Genomic DNA, 13,199 nt, shown 5'->3' with positions numbered 1-13,199 from the left:
GGCTCCCACCGTCCCCGAGTCGCTCCTGGCTGCGTGCGGCGCTACTCGTCCCTTCCACGCCTCTCGCTGCGCCCAGTGTACGGGCCCGCGACGACAACGGCCCACCGGATATCGGCGGGGGCCGTGCGGGCGCCGATTACAGGGCCGGGGGCGGGGCACAACGGTGGAGACCGGCGTGCCCCGTTGCCGCGTGCCCGATGGAGACTTATCGTTCCGGCACGATTCGCGCGCTAGATCATAAAATGTGAAGGGGTCGCGGCCATGGTGGCGAAGAAGACCGCTCCAGCTAAGAAGGCCGCCCCGGCGAAGGCGGCCGGGACCGCGCCCGCGGAGAAGGCCGCGTCGGCCGGGAAGACGGCATCGGCGAAGAAGGCGAAACCCAAGAAGACGACGGCGAAGAAGGCCGCGGTGGCGAAAAAGGCCGCACCGGCGAAGGCGGCGGCCAAGAAGACGGCACCCGCCAAGAAGGCCGGCGCTCCGGCGGCGGGCGCACCCGCCAAGAAGGCCGCCAAGGCCGCGCCCGCGCGGAAACCCGTCGCGCCGTCCGCCCCAGGGGAGCTCGCCGTACGGCCCGGGGAGGAGCCCTGGTCGCCCGCGGAGGTCGCGGAGGCGCGCTCGGAGCTGCAGAGCGAGGTGCTGCGGCTGCGGGCCGAGATCGCCGCCTCCGGGGAGGCGATCAGCGGGCTGATGCGCGACTCCGGCGACGGCGCCGGCGACGACCAGGCGGACACCGGCACCAAGAACATCACCCGGGAGCACGAGCTGGCCCTGGCCGCCAACGCCCAGGAGATGCTGGTGCAGACCGAGCACGCCCTGGAGCGGCTCGACGCCGGTACGTACGGGCTCTGCGACAACTGCGGCAAGCCCATCGGCAAGGCCCGCATGCAGGCGTTTCCGCGGGCCACCCTGTGTGTGGAGTGCAAGCAGCGCCAGGAACGCCGCTGACCCGCGCCCGCGCGCGTGCCGTACCCTCGTCCTCAGTCAGGGTGGCCCTGACAACCCCATCGAGCGCGGGACGACGTCGAAGGACTCACGTGACAGAGGCGGAACAGACCACCGGCACGCCCGGAAGTGGGGCGGCGGCCGACGCGCCCGGCGGGGTCAAGGGCGGGCGGCGCATCGGGGCGCTCCTCGTGGTGGCGGCCTTCGCCTACCTCCTCGATCTGGGCAGCAAGCTGCTCGTGGTCGCCAAGCTGGAGCACCACGACGCGATCGAGGTCTTCGGCACCTGGCTGCAGTTCGAGGTGATCCGCAACCGTGGCGCGGCCTTCGGCATCGGTGAGGCCATGACGATCGTCTTCACGGTCATCGCCTCCGCCGTGATCGTGGTCATCGCCCGCATCGCCCGCAAGCTCTACAGCCTGCCCTGGGCGATCGCGCTCGGCCTGCTGCTCGGCGGCGCGCTCGGCAACCTCACCGACCGGCTCTTCCGCTCGCCCGGCGGCTTCCAGGGCGGCGTGGTGGACTTCATCGCCCCCGCGCACTTCGCGGTCTTCAACCTCGCGGACTCCGCGATCGTCTGCGGCGGCTTCCTGATCGTGATCCTCTCCTTCCGCGGCCTGGACCCGGACGGCACGGTCCACACCGACTGAGAGCGTCCCCGCCGGGGTCCGTACGGATGCTGCCGTGCGGGCCTGTCGGACCCGTCCGTCATACTCGACGGGTGAGCACCATTCCCGAGATCCGCGCCCTGCCCGTACCCGATGGCCTCGAAGGTGAGCGTGTCGACGCCGCCATCGCCCGTATGTTCGGCTTCTCCCGCACCAAGGCGGCCGAGCTGGCGGCCGCGGGCAAGGTCCAGCTCGACGGGGCCGAGGCCGGGAAGTCCGACCGGGTGACCGGCGGTGCCTGGCTGGAGGTCGAGATGCCGGCTGCCCCCGCGCCCGTGCAGATCGTCGCCGAGCCCGTCGAGGGCATGGAGATCATCCATGACGACGACGACATCGTGGTGATCGTCAAGCCCGTCGGCGTGGCCGCGCACCCCAGCCCCGGCTGGACCGGCCCCACCGTCATCGGCGGCCTCGCCGCCGCGGGCTACCGCATCTCCACCTCGGGCGCGGCCGAGCGCCAGGGCATCGTGCACCGCCTGGACGTCGGCACCTCCGGCCTGATGGTCGTCGCCAAGTCCGAGCGCGCCTACACCCTGCTCAAGCAGCAGTTCCGCGAGCGCACGGTCGACAAGCGCTACCACACGCTGGTCCAGGGCCACCCGGACCCGATGAGCGGCACCATCGACGCCCCCATCGGCCGCCACCCCAACCACGACTACAAGTGGGCGGTCACCGCCGACGGCAAGCCGTCCGTGACGCACTACGACCTCATCGAGGCGTTCCGCGCCGCCAGCCTCCTCGACGTCAAGCTCGAGACCGGGCGCACGCACCAGATCCGCGTGCACATGGCCGCGCACCGGCACCCCTGCGTGGGCGACCTCACCTACGGCGCCGACCCCACGCTCGCCAAGCGGCTCAAGCTGACCCGCCAGTGGCTGCACGCCGTCCGGCTGGGCTTCGAGCACCCCGAGGACGGGCGCTGGGTGGAGTTCGAGAGCGAGTACCCGGAAGACCTGCGGCACGCCCTGGAGATCATCCGGGCCGAGAGCTCATGAGCGCGGCGGCGCCCGTGACCGTCCGCGTCGTCGCCCCCGACGACCTGGGCGGCTGCCACGCGGTGCGCCGTGAGGTCTTCGTGGCCGAGCAGGGCGTCCCGGAGGCCGAGGAGATGGACGCGTACGACGCGCACGCCGTCCACTTCCTGGCCTCCGGCCCGGCCGGGCCCGTCGGCACGGTCCGCTTCCTGCACGGTGCGCCCGCCCGGAAGAAGTACGGCCACGCGGGTGTGACCGACGACGCCACGGCCGTCCTCGGCCGGCTCGCGGTCGGCCGTGCGGCGCGCGGCACGGGGCTGGGGGCGATCCTCGTCCGGGCCGTGGAGGAGGAGGCCCGGCGGCTGGGGCTGACCCGGGTCTATCTGGAGGCGCAGACGCACGCGCTCGGCTTCTACGAGCGGTTGGGGTACGAGGCGTTCGGGCCCGTCTTCGACGAAGGCAGCGGGATTCCGCACCGGGCGATGGTGAAGGCGCTCTGACGCCTGGCGCCCGGCCGCCGGCCGCTCCCGTCGCAGGCGGCAATCGGCCTGCGCCGACCCTCCCGAGCCGCCTCACGGAGCCCATGACAGGCTGGGCCTGATCGAAATATGGTCATATCGCCCGGAGGGCCCCCGTGGATCAGCTCGCCCTGTTGTTCGTCCTGCTCATCGGGGCGGTCGTCATGGTGCCGCTCGCGGACCGGCTGGGGCTGCCCTCGCCGGTGCTGATGACGCTGGCCGGGATCGTCCTCGCGCTGCTGCCCTTCGTACCCAATGTGGACGTACCGCCGGAATTCATTCTTCCGCTGTTGCTGCCGCCCCTGCTCTACGCCTCGGTGCAGCGCACTTCGTGGCGGCAGTTCACGGCCAACGTGCGGCCCATCTTCCTGCTCGCCGTCGCGCTCGTGTTCGTCACCACAGCGGCCGTCGCCGTGGTGGCCAACGCCGTCGTCCCGGGGATCTCGGTGGCCGCGGCCGTCGCGCTCGGCGCGCTCGTCGCCCCGCCCGACCCGGTCGCCGCCACCGCCGTCGCGGGCTCACTCGGACTGCCGCGTCGCCTCGTGTCGATCCTGGAGGGCGAGGGCCTCTTCAACGACGTCACCGCCATCGTGCTCTACCACGTGGCCATCGCCGCGGCCGTGAGCGGCAGCTTCTCGATCCCTGGCGCGTTCGGCGAGTTCGTGCTGTCCGCCGTGGTCGCCGTGGCCGTCGGACTGGCGCTCGGCTGGGCGGCCAAGCGGCTGATGGACCTGCTCGGCGACGCCACGCTCCAGATCGGCCTGACCCTGCTGGTCCCCTTCGTCTCGTACGTCCTCGCCGAGGAGTTCAAGGGCTCCGGCGTTCTCGCGGTGCTCACCTCCGCGCTCTTCCTCGCCGAGTACGCCATGGACGCCGACGACGTCCTCGGACGGCTCGCCGGCCACACCTTCTGGGAAGTCGTCGACACCCTCGTCACCGGTGTCGCCTTCGGCCTCATCGGCCTCGAACTCCACCACGTCGTCGGCGTCGCCGCGGGCCGCTGGGGCGAGATGCTGAGCATCAGCGCCGCCGTCGTCGGGGTCGTCGTGGGCGTACGGCTGCTGTGGCTGCTGCCCGCCGCCTGGCTGGCGAAGAAGCTGCACAGCCGCCGGGACATCGACGAGGACATCCCGCTGAGCTGGCGCGAGACCGTGATCATGTGGTGGTCCGGGATGCGCGGGGTCGCGTCCGTCGCCCTGGCCCTCGCCATCCCGCTGACCATGGACGACGGCTCGCCCTTCCCCGCCCGCGACGAGATCCTCTTCATCGCCTTCGCCGTCATCATGGCCACCCTCGTCGTCCAGGGCCTGACCCTGCCCTGGCTGGTCCGGCTGCTGGGCGTGCAGTCGGACACCGACGCCGAGCGGGAATTCGCCCGTCGGCTCGCCGTCCGCGCCGCCAAGGCCGCAAAGCTCCGGCTCCTGGAGATCGAGCAGGGCGAGGAGCTCCCCGACGACCTCGTGGAGCAGCTCAAGCGGCGCGCGTACGACGTCGGCGCCCGCATCAGCCCCGACATGCTGGACGAGGAACGGCGCGAGGCCCACGCCCAGCGCGTCGAACGGATCCGCACCGTCCAGCGCATCCAGAGCGAGATGCTCTCCGCGGCCCGCCACGAGGTGCTCGCCGCCCGCAGCGAACCCGGAGCCGACCCCGAGGTGGTCGACCGGGTGCTGCGCCACCTGGACGTACGGAGCCTGCGCGGCGGCTGACGGTCAGGACGCCCCGGGGCCCTCCGGAGCGTCCGGCACGCCGGGCGCGGGCGCGGTGTTCACCCGCGGCAGCGCGTACGGGTGCTCCCGCCGCAGCCACGCGATCAGCTGCTCCCGCACCACACAGCGCAGGGCCCATATGTCGTCGGCGTCCTTCGCGGTCACCAGCGCCCGCACCTGGATCGTGGTCGGAGTGGTGTCGGTGACCACCAGGCTCCAGTTCCGCTCGTCCCACTCCAGGGACGCCTTGAGCACCTGGTGCAGGTGCTCGCGCATGAGGTCGATGGGGGCCGAGTGGTCGAGGTGGAGGAAGACCGTGCCGGTCATCCGGGGGTTGTTGCGCGACCAGTTCTCGAACGGCCTGCCCGTGAAGTACGACACCGGCATCGTGATGCGCCGCTCGTCCCAGGTGGTCACCACCAGATAGGTGAGCGTGATCTCCTCGACCTTGCCCCACTCGCCGCCGACCACGACCGTGTCGCCGATGCGCACCACGTCGCCGAAGGCGATCTGGAGCCCCGCGAAGATGTTCCCCAGCGTCGACTGGGCGGCCACACCGGCGACGATGCCGATCAGACCGGCCGAGGCCAGCATCGACGTCCCCACCGTCTTCATGTCGGGGAAGGTCAGCAGCATCGCCGCCACCGCCACCACACAGACGGCCGCGGTGACGATCCGCTGGATCAGCGTCACCTGCGTACGCACCCTGCGCACCCGGGCCGGGTCGGGCGCCGCGGCGGCGTAGCGCGCGTACATGGCCTCGACGACGGCCACCGCCAGCCGCACCACCAGCCAGGCGCACGCCCCGATCAGCACCAGGCTCAGCACCTGGCCGACCGCCTTCTGATGCCAGGCCGTGAGCCCGGCCGCGGGGTAACTGGCACGCAGCAGGGCCGCGCACAGCACCAGCCGGAACGGGAGCCGGGCGCGGCGCAGCAGGCCCCACAGCGGGGTGTCGGGTCTGCGCGCGTCGATCCGGCGCAGCACCTGGTCCGCGATCCACCCCACGATCACGGTGACGACCAGTGCACCGCCGATGACGGACAGCGGACGCAGTACGCCCTCCATGGACACCTCAGCTCCTTCCGGCCGGGCCGCGGCTCACCGGTGGGCGCTCGACTCCGACCGTAACTGGCACGATGGGGGCACGCGATCCACCTGTAAGGGAAGTGACTCCAGTGGCGTCCTCTACCACGATTGTCCTTTTTCATTCGGCCTACGGCCTCCGCCCGGCCGTGCACGCCGCCGCGGAGCGGCTGCGCGCCGCCGGGCACGAAGTGCACGTACCGGACCTCTACGACGGCCGGACGGCCGACACCGTCGAGGAGGGCATGGCGATCAAGGACGAGATCGGCAAGGAGGAGCTGCTGAAGCGTGCCATCACGGCGGTGGCGCCCCTGTCGGACCGCGGACTGGTCTACGCCGGGTTCTCGCTCGGCGGGTCGATCGCGCAGAACCTGGCCCTGGGCGACGAGAAGGCGCGGGGGCTGCTGCTCCTGCACGGCACGTCCGATCTCGCCGAGGACGCGTCCGTGGACGAGCTGCCCGTGCAGTTGCATGTGGCGGACCCGGATCCGTTCGAGCCGCATGACTGGCTGAACGCTTGGTATCTGCGGATGCGGCGGGCGGGGGCGGAGGTTGAGGTGCATCGCTATGCGGGGGCGGGGCATCTCTTCACGGACCCGGAGCTGCCGGATTACGACGCGGAAGCGGCGGATTCGGCTTGGCGGGTCGTGCTGGGGTTCTTGGCGGAGGTCGCGGGCTAGGCTGCGGGCCGGTTGCCGCCTGCGGCGGGCTTGTTCCCCACCCCGCCCCTTCCCGAACTGGGGCTCCGCCCCAGACCCCGGTCCTCAAACGCCGGACGGGCTGGATTTCGCGGACCGTAGCCAGCGAAATCAGCCCGTCCTGAGTTCGAGGACCAAGCGTCAGCGCACCGGCGCCTTCACCCGTTCCACCTGCTGGGTCCCCGACAGGGTCCGGTACGAGCGGGCCCAGGACACCGTCGCGTCCCGCTTTCGTTTGTCGGACAGGACGTAGTAGTCCATCTGTGCCCGCTCGGCGGTGACGTCGAGGACGCCGTAGCCGTGCGAGTCCATGTCCAGCCACTTCACATGCCGGTTGGCGGCCTTGATCGCGCCGGCCGCGGGCAGCGAGACCGTGTGCGGCAGCACGTGGAGGGTCTCGTCGAGGTTGTCGGCGGTCACCGAGGTCACCACGAACTCGGTGGCGACGGAGGGGGAGAGGGGATAGGTGGCGGCCTGCTTCGGCACGTCGTTGGCCCAGGCCATGTGGATGTCGCCGGTCAGGAAGACGGTGTTGCGGACGGCGTGGCCGGAGAGGTGGTCCAGGAGCTCGCGCCGGTCGTGCGTATAGCCGTCCCACTGGTCGGTGTTGACGGTGATGCCGCCCGTCGGCAGGCCGAGCAGCTTGGCTATCGGCTCCAGGAGGTGCGCGGGCAGGGCGCCGAAGGCGACGGGGGCCATCATCACGGGGTTGCCGACGAGGCGCCATGTGGTGTCGGAGGAGGCCAGCCCCGCCTTGAGCCAGTCGAGCTGGGCGCGGCCGGTGAGCGTGCGCTCCGGGTCGTCGACCTTGCCGCTGCCCGCCTTGACCTGCTGCGAGCGGAAGGACCGCAGGTCCAGCAGGTGCAGATCGGCGAGCTTGCCGAAGCGCAGCTTCCGGTAGGTGGTGCCCTCGACCGAGGGCCGTACGGGCATCCACTCGAAGTACGCCTGCTTCGCCGCCGCCATCCGCTGCGACCAGTCGCCCTCGGCGCCCGGCGTGTGGTTCTCGGCGCCGCCCGACCAGGCGTCGTTCGCGAACTCGTGGTCGTCCCAGATGGCGACGATCGGGTGCGCGTGGTGCAGCGCCTGGAGGTCGGCGTCGGTCTTGTAACGGCCGTGCCGGGTGCGGTAGTCGGCGAGCGTGACGATCTCGTGGGCCGGCTCGTGCGGGCGCACGACGTACTTCGCGGCCGGGTACTCGCCGGACTTGTACTCGTAGATGTAGTCGCCGAGGTGCAGCACCGCGTCCAGGTCGCGGCGTGCGGCGAGGTGGCGGTACGCGGCGAACCAGCCCGACTCCCAGTTGGCGCAGGACACCACGCCGAAGCGGATGCCCGCGGTGGCCTCGTCGCGCGCGGGCGCCGTGCGCGTACGGGCGGCGGGGGAGCGCACCTCGCCCACGCCGAAGCGGAACCAGTAGGTGGTGGCCGGACGCAGGCCGCGCACATCGGCCTTGACGGTGTGGTCGCCCGCGGCCGAGGCCGTGGCGGTGCCCCGGGCGACGACCCGGCCGAACGACTCGTCCTCGGCGACCTCCCAGCCGACCTCGACGGCGGGCCCGCGCCCGGAGCCGGGGACGGCGTCCGGGGTGGGGGTGACGCGCGTCCACAGCAGGATGCCGTCGGGGAGCGGGTCTCCCGAGGCGACACCGTGCAGGAACGCGGGGCCGCCGGCCGCGGCGTGGGCCGAGGGGCCCGTGGCGAAGGGGAGCAGCGCGGCGGAGGCGGCGACGGCCGTGACGGCGGTGCGGCGCGATATCCGGTCGTTTTCGATCACGGGCGATCACCTTACCTCCGGGTAAGGCGCAGGACGTACGAAAGCTGACAGTTCGTCCGGGCTCTGGACTGTTGGCCGCGGGTCCGCTACGACCTAGGTGCGGGCCGCCGTACGCGCGCCCCGCGCCGGGAGGGACCATGTCGAAGCGCACCCGCAAGCGCCGCTGGCGCCTGAAGAAGAACAAGGCCAACCACGGCCGACGCCCCGCTTAATCAGGGGGCCGCGCCGGACGGGCCGCACGGACGACGACACGACCGGGCCCGTCCGGCACTCGGCAGCAGGCGGCCTTGCGTCAGTGCGGGTCGACGGCCGGGCCGGTGCCGGGGCCGGCGCTCGGCCAGTGCGGCTCCGGCTCTTCGTCACGCGGCCCGAACGCCGCCGTCAGACACAGGTGCACGGCCATCGCCGCCAGCGGCCACGCGAGCAGGACGCCCTTGGCGCCCAGCTTGAGCGGGGCGTCGAAGACCACGCCCTTGCCCACGGCCTTCGCGGTCGCGACGACGTCGGAGGACGGGCCGAGCCAGACGCCCAGCCGCCAGCCGATCAGCGAGGCGAGAAGGGAACCGGCCGCCAGCCCGGCGACCAGCGGGATGCCGCCCCGGCGGCGGAACCAGAACACCACCGCCGAGCTCAGCACGCCGAAGCCCAGCGCCAGCAGCGCGAACGTGCCGTCCGCACCGATCGCCTGCTCGCCCTCGGAGTTCTTCAGATAGACGGCCTTGCCGTCCGAGATCAGCGGGACGCGCGGCGCGATCCACACCCACAGCAGCCCCAGCAGCACCCCGGCCACCGCCACCACCGCGGCGACGACCGCGGCCTGCCGCAGCTCGGCGCGCAGCCCCGGATCCCGCTCGTCGGCGGGCGGCTCCGGGTCGAAGGGCCCGTGCACAGGCTCGTGCGGCGGCGGGTCGTGCGGCGTCAGCGGTGCGGTCACCCCGCCATCGTGCCAGGTGGACGGCGTGCCGTCGGCGGCAGGACGCTCGCTGCGGCGCGTCACCGGACGGCCGCCCGGCGGTACGCCCAGGTCGCCGCCGCCAGCGACACCACACCCACGGCCGCGCACACGCCCAGATCCGCGGCGATCAGCAGCCAGTCGGGCCGCGGGTCGAAGCTCCGGGCCAGCGCCTCCACGCCGTAGGTGGACGGCAGCAGGTCACGCGCGTACGCGATCAGGGCGGGCATCCGGGCCGCGGGCAGCACACCCAGCAGCAGCGCCGCGGACATGCCCAACTGGCCGCACAGCGTCGCCAGTTCCTGCCGGGGCGCGAGCAGCCCCAGCGCCGCGCCCAGCCCGGCGAGCGCCGCCCCGGACAGCGGCACGACCGCCGCGAGGACCCACAGGTGCCCCAGCGGCAGCTTGAACAGCACGCTGCCCACCACCGCCGTCACGGCCGTCCCGGGCACGGTGAACGACGCGTACGCCGCCGCCGCCCCCAGCACCACGGCCGCGGGCGGCACCGGCAGCGTCGCGTAGTGGTCGAGACCGCCGCTCGCGCGCAGCTGACCGAAGTACTGGGCGAGGAGGTTCAGCGCGACGAACGCGACGACCAGCACGCTGGACCCGGCCACGACGGCCCGCGCCTCGTCACCGCCGTCGACGACACCGCGCATCAGGATCATGATCCCGACGGACTGGAACGTCGCCACGAACAGCAGCGGTATCCGCGCCACCCGGGCCCGCGACAGCTGCGCGCGGTAGACCGCGGCCAGCGACGGCAGCAGCCGTGCCCTCGGCGCGAGCGGAGCGGCCGCCCCGCCGTCCGGCCGCGGGCGCGCCCGCCCTTCGGCCCGGGTCTGCCCGGGTGCCGCTTCTGCGGATACAGCAGTCACGCCGCGATGCTCCTCTTCGGTACGGACCGGCGCCCGGCCGCACGGCTCGGCCCCGTGGTGCGGGCGTTCACCCCTTGACCAGCCCTTCCGCACGGCCGCCCAGAGCCAGATAGACATCCTCCAGGCTCGGGGTGGCGAGGGTGAAGTCGTCCAGCGCGGCGAAGGCGGGACCGCCGGTGACGGCGGCGACGGCCGCTCGCGCCTCGGCGGGGCCGAGCCGCAGCGACCAGCGGCGGCCCGTCTCGGTCGCCGCGCTGCGCAGCGCGGCGACCTCGGGGACGTGCAGCGGCGGCTCGGAGCGCCACACCAGCTCGACGCGCACCTCGTCGCCGACCAGCTCCTTGAGCCCGGCGGGGGTGTCGCAGGCGATGATCCGGCCCCGCTCCAGCACCGCGACCCGGTCCAGGACCGTCTCGGCCTCGATGACGTTGTGGGTGACGAGCAGGACGGTCGCGCCGCGCTCGGCGCGGCGGCGGTCGACGGCCGCCCACACCGCGCGGCGCGCGACGGGGTCCATGCCGGTGGTGGGCTCGTCCAGGACGAGGACCGGCCGGTCGCCGACCAGCACGGCGGCGAAGCAGGCCAGCCGGCGCTGCCCGCCGGAAAGCTTCTTGAGCGGCCGCCCGGCGATCGGCCCCAGGCCGAGCTCCTCGATGACGGCGTCGCGCTCGGCACGGGCCGTGCGCAGGTCAAGACCGCGCAGCCGGCCGGTGGTCTCGGCGGCGAGGGCGACGGTCAGCTCGTCCAGGGCCGTCGACTCCTGGCCGAGGTAGCCGACGAGGCGCGAGGCGCGCTCGGGGTGGCGGACCAGGTCGTGGCCCAGGAGGTCGACGCTGCCCTCGTCGGGGCGGAGCAGCCCGGTGAGCTGGCGCACCAGCGTGGACTTCCCGGCGCCGTTGGGGCCGAGCAGTCCGAAGATCTCGCCGCGCAGGACATCGAGGTCGATGCCGTCGCTGGCCCGTACGGCGGCCGTTCCGGGCGCTCCGCGGCGGCCGCGCGCGGCGGGATAGGTCTTGACCAGGCCGCGCACGGTGCATACCGCGCTGCCCGTCGCCGCCTGTTGTGCACCCGTCCTCACGAGCTATGAGGGTACGCGGTTGGCCGTGCGCCCTCGCGCTTGGGGCCGCGCGGCACGGCGCCCGGTGGCGTCAGTCCCCGGCGGGCGCGTGCTCCGCGGCGGTCCGGGCGTCGATCTCGCGCCAGAAACCGGCCCTGATCGCATAGCGGTCGTGCTCGTCGATCTGGTCGTCCTTGTGCGCCAGCAGCCCGAACCGCGCCGCGTAGCGCAGCAGCTCGCCGTCGATGCGGTGCGGGATCCGCGGGTACTCGGTGGACAGGTGCTGCAGGTGCACGGAGTCGGTGAGCCGCTCCGTCCAGCGGCGGGCGAAGACCTGGCCCACCTCGAAGGGGTCGCCGCCGACGGTGGTGATGTCCTCCTCGCGGTCGGCCCAGCGCTGCTCGGCGCTGGTGAGCTGGGCGAGCATCGGCAGCGAGGCGGTTTCGGGCGGCTCGCCGATCCCCGCGCCCGCGCCGCGGTCGACCCAGCCCTTGTCGGAGGACCAGCGCAGGGTGGCGCTGGGGGCGAGGCCGGATGTGCCCTGGCCCGGCTGGCCCGGGGCGGCGGGCTGGCCGGAGGCGGGGCCCTGGGACTGCCCGGCGAGGCCGCGGGCGAGGCCCGCGAGGTCCTTCGGGGTGGGCACGCCGCGCGCCGCGGGCGTCTCGCCGTTCTCCTGCCCGCGCTCGGTGGTGCAGGGCGCGGCCGGGGCGGCGGGCCGGGTGCCGTTGCGCTCGGCGGGACGGGCGTCCGCGGGATGGGGCGCGGCCGCGGCCGCGGCGGCCGCCGCGGTCTCGGGCAGCGGTGCGGAGAGGATCGCGGCGATCTCGGGACGGGGCGCGGGGGAGGGCGCGCAGGCGCCGGTGAGCTCCTTGGCGCGGACGGCCCGGGTGATCCACGTACGGTCCAGGACGCGCCGCTCGTCGGCCTCGGCGACGAGGTCCTCGGACTGGTTGTAGTCGCCGTCGGCGGCCTGGACGGCCCAGAGGTGGACGGCGACGCCGTGCTCCTTGGCGGACATCAGGCCCGGCAGGAGGTCGCCGTCACCGGTCACGAGCACGATGTCCGAGCACGCGCGGTTGCGGGCGAGCTCGGTGAGCTCGGCGTGCATCGCGGCGTCGACGCCCTTCTGTGCCCAGCGGCCGTCGCTGCGGGTGAGGGCGCCCAGCCGGACGGTGACCCGGGGCATGACGCGCAGCCTGCGGTGCTCGGGCTGCGGCACGCGGTCCGGGGCGCCGTCGAACCAGTAGATCCGCAGCAGGGGCTGTTCCGTCTCGGCCTCGGCGCGTTCTCGGAGCCCCTGGATGAGGGTCGCGTGGTCCACGGTGATGCGGGACCGGGCGGGCTCCCCCGCCAGCAGGCTCGCGGCGGCGCCCAGCAGATAACCGGCGTCCACCAGGACGACGCAGCGGTCCACGTTCCACCCTCTTTCTGTCCGTCCAGAAGTGCGGTCGCCCCCCGGCACTGCCGTGCCCCGTTTTTCCTTGGCTTTCCTGGAGTCTGCCCGACCGTGCGGGGGTTATCAGTCCGAACTGGATCTTCGGCGTGGCGGATACGGGCTGACCGCGATAAGTGCACCTATCACGCACGGTAATTACCCGAAATGCACGGTTCGCCTGTGCGTGCGAGGGTGACGGCAGGGGGTCGCACGGAAGTGGAGGCACTTCAGCATGGCCAAGAACAAGAACCGGAAGCAGCCGCAGCAGTCGAGCGCGGCCGAGCGCGGGCAGCAGCAGGCCAAGAGCTCCTCGTTGGAGACTCAGAGCGAGCAGCGGCAGTCCCAGGTCACCCCGGGCGACATGGCCCGCAAGGGCAAGCAGAAGCGCTTCGGCCACAACTGACCGGCGCCCCGGCGGCATCCGGCCGGCAACGGACGGTGCCCACCGGCGCCTTGATGCAGCGAGGGGCGCGCCCGGGTGATCCGGGCGCGCCCCTCGTGCGCGA

General features: G+C 73.2%; 14 protein-coding genes. 8 read left to right on the top strand and 6 right to left on the bottom strand.

Translation table 11 applies throughout. The annotated features are described in order from the left end of the window. The first annotated feature begins 261 nt into the window (after window positions 1-261). The 5 genes from ABD269_RS20320 to ABD269_RS20300 all read left to right on the top strand — a co-directional run bounded on the left by ABD269_RS20320 (window position 262) and on the right by ABD269_RS20300 (window position 4,811). Complete coding sequence (locus ABD269_RS20320; protein ID WP_344119710.1) at window positions 262-945, top strand: TraR/DksA family transcriptional regulator; 684 nt, start codon at window positions 262-264, stop codon at window positions 943-945. Between the two features lie 89 nt (window positions 946-1,034). Then, complete coding sequence (lspA, locus tag ABD269_RS20315) at window positions 1,035-1,592, top strand: signal peptidase II (RefSeq protein WP_301888057.1); 558 nt, start codon at window positions 1,035-1,037, stop codon at window positions 1,590-1,592. A gap of 71 nt (window positions 1,593-1,663) precedes the next feature. After that, on the top strand, window positions 1,664-2,605 hold the full coding sequence (locus ABD269_RS20310; RefSeq protein ID WP_116211237.1) for an RluA family pseudouridine synthase: 942 nt from the start codon (window positions 1,664-1,666) through the stop codon (window positions 2,603-2,605). Next, window positions 2,602-3,084, top strand: coding sequence for a GNAT family N-acetyltransferase (locus tag ABD269_RS20305; RefSeq protein WP_344119708.1), 483 nt, complete (start codon window positions 2,602-2,604; stop codon window positions 3,082-3,084). Before ABD269_RS20310 ends, ABD269_RS20305 begins: the two co-directional genes overlap by 4 nt. A gap of 134 nt (window positions 3,085-3,218) precedes the next feature. After that, window positions 3,219-4,811 carry a Na+/H+ antiporter gene (locus ABD269_RS20300; protein WP_344119706.1) on the top strand — a complete coding sequence of 531 codons (1,593 nt, stop codon included), beginning with the start codon at window positions 3,219-3,221 and terminating at the stop codon, window positions 4,809-4,811. A 3-nt stretch (window positions 4,812-4,814) separates the two neighbouring features. Here the strand turns inward: ABD269_RS20300 and ABD269_RS20295 are convergent, their stop codons facing one another. After that, on the bottom strand, window positions 4,815-5,879 hold the full coding sequence (locus ABD269_RS20295; RefSeq protein ID WP_301888064.1) for a mechanosensitive ion channel family protein: 1,065 nt from the start codon (window positions 5,877-5,879) through the stop codon (window positions 4,815-4,817). 71 nt (window positions 5,880-5,950) lie between these two features. On the opposite strand from ABD269_RS20295, the gene ABD269_RS20290 reads away from it, so the two are divergent. After that, complete coding sequence (locus ABD269_RS20290) at window positions 5,951-6,577, top strand: dienelactone hydrolase family protein (RefSeq protein ID WP_301888067.1); 627 nt, start codon at window positions 5,951-5,953, stop codon at window positions 6,575-6,577. 159 nt (window positions 6,578-6,736) lie between these two features. Here the strand turns inward: ABD269_RS20290 and ABD269_RS20285 are convergent, their stop codons facing one another. Next, on the bottom strand, window positions 6,737-8,371 hold the full coding sequence (locus ABD269_RS20285; RefSeq protein WP_344119700.1) for an alkaline phosphatase D family protein: 1,635 nt from the start codon (window positions 8,369-8,371) through the stop codon (window positions 6,737-6,739). 137 nt (window positions 8,372-8,508) lie between these two features. Between ABD269_RS20285 and ABD269_RS35395 the strand changes: the two genes are divergently transcribed. Beyond that, window positions 8,509-8,583, top strand: coding sequence for a 50S ribosomal protein bL37 (locus tag ABD269_RS35395; RefSeq protein ID WP_374223834.1), 75 nt, complete (start codon window positions 8,509-8,511; stop codon window positions 8,581-8,583). 80 nt (window positions 8,584-8,663) lie between these two features. On the opposite strand, the gene ABD269_RS20280 is transcribed toward ABD269_RS35395, so the two are convergent. The 4 genes from ABD269_RS20280 to ABD269_RS20265 form a co-directional block, all read right to left on the bottom strand. Continuing rightward, window positions 8,664-9,305 carry a hypothetical protein gene (locus tag ABD269_RS20280; protein WP_344119698.1) on the bottom strand — a complete coding sequence of 214 codons (642 nt, stop codon included), beginning with the start codon at window positions 9,303-9,305 and terminating at the stop codon, window positions 8,664-8,666. A gap of 59 nt (window positions 9,306-9,364) precedes the next feature. Continuing rightward, entirely contained in the window at window positions 9,365-10,201 is an 837-nt protein-coding gene (locus tag ABD269_RS20275; RefSeq protein ID WP_344119696.1) for an ABC transporter permease, read from the bottom strand. Window positions 10,202-10,268: 67 nt separating this feature from the next. Continuing rightward, window positions 10,269-11,279 (bottom strand): ABC transporter ATP-binding protein, encoded by a 1,011-nt coding sequence (locus ABD269_RS20270; RefSeq protein WP_301888077.1) that lies wholly within the window; start codon window positions 11,277-11,279, stop codon window positions 10,269-10,271. A gap of 70 nt (window positions 11,280-11,349) precedes the next feature. Next, entirely contained in the window at window positions 11,350-12,672 is a 1,323-nt protein-coding gene (locus tag ABD269_RS20265) for an NYN domain-containing protein (RefSeq protein WP_344119694.1), read from the bottom strand. 253 nt (window positions 12,673-12,925) lie between these two features. On the opposite strand from ABD269_RS20265, the gene ABD269_RS20260 reads away from it, so the two are divergent. Further along, complete coding sequence (locus ABD269_RS20260; RefSeq protein WP_301888081.1) at window positions 12,926-13,096, top strand: hypothetical protein; 171 nt, start codon at window positions 12,926-12,928, stop codon at window positions 13,094-13,096. Window positions 13,097-13,199: the final 103 nt, after the last annotated feature.

The sequence above is a fragment of the Streptomyces blastmyceticus genome, assembly GCF_039521185.1.
Classification (GTDB): Bacteria; Actinomycetota; Actinomycetes; order Streptomycetales; family Streptomycetaceae; genus Streptomyces; species Streptomyces blastmyceticus.
Note: the sequence above shows the minus strand (reverse complement) of the source record. Positions and strands in the feature narration are given on the sequence as shown.